The 724-nt window shown below is 37.0% G+C and carries 1 protein-coding gene and 1 pseudogene; both read right to left on the bottom strand.

Features of this window, described 5'->3' with window-relative positions:
- Positions 1-254, bottom strand: a pseudogene (locus ACQV2X_RS08755) (transposase); the annotation flags it as partial.
- 228 nt (positions 255-482) lie between these two features.
- Complete coding sequence (locus tag ACQV2X_RS08750) at positions 483-641, bottom strand: transposase (RefSeq protein ID WP_428894431.1); 159 nt, start codon at positions 639-641, stop codon at positions 483-485.
- Positions 642-724 lie beyond the last annotated feature (83 nt).

Here is a 724-nt window from a genome sequence, read left to right as displayed (position 1 = left end):
GTTAATTCGTCTGAGACAAAAAGTAAAACATTTTCTAGCCCTCTTTGTTTTAAGTCTTGAAGCATTTCACGGTAATGAAGAGCTGACTCTGTAGGATAGACTTGAAAATCGAGTATTTCCTTATAGCCTTGAGCATCCATTCCAATAATTGTATGGACAGCTTCTTTAGACACACTACTGCGTCTTACAGATACAAAGGTGGCATCGCAGTATAGACAAACATCGTCTTGTTTAATCGGACGTTGTCGGTAAGCGGCTAATTCTTCTTAAAATGTTATTGAAAGGTTGGAGAGGGTCGTTGGTGAATAACAATGACCCTACATTTTTTCAATAAGTTCTGAGATATCGCGTGTTGTCACACCTTTTTGATACATCAAAATTATCATCTTTTATAAATGAGCAGGAGCATATTGAAGGCATTCAAGCGTTTTAATATCAAACAGCCCTAACCGATCTCGTGGTATTTTGAGGTGAAGCATACCTTATTCAGTCGGTAGTCTTCTAGAATAATAACCATTCCTTGAATTACCGGTATTATAACCTTTCACTTTCCACTTCTCATAATTAAGAAAAACTGTTCTTTCGCTTTCAAGCAGTAGATTAATGGCATCTTCTAAGGACTGACGAAACAGTTCATGAATAGATTCTCCTTGTGCTAGTGCTGTGAATCATTTTGTGTTAAAGTCTTCCATAAGGGACCTCCTATTTGTGATTGTTTTGTGGT

The sequence above is a fragment of the Facklamia sp. P12945 genome, from assembly GCF_050409485.1.
GTDB lineage: Bacteria > Bacillota > Bacilli > Lactobacillales > Aerococcaceae > Facklamia.
This window is presented reverse-complemented; position numbering and strand designations above follow the sequence as displayed.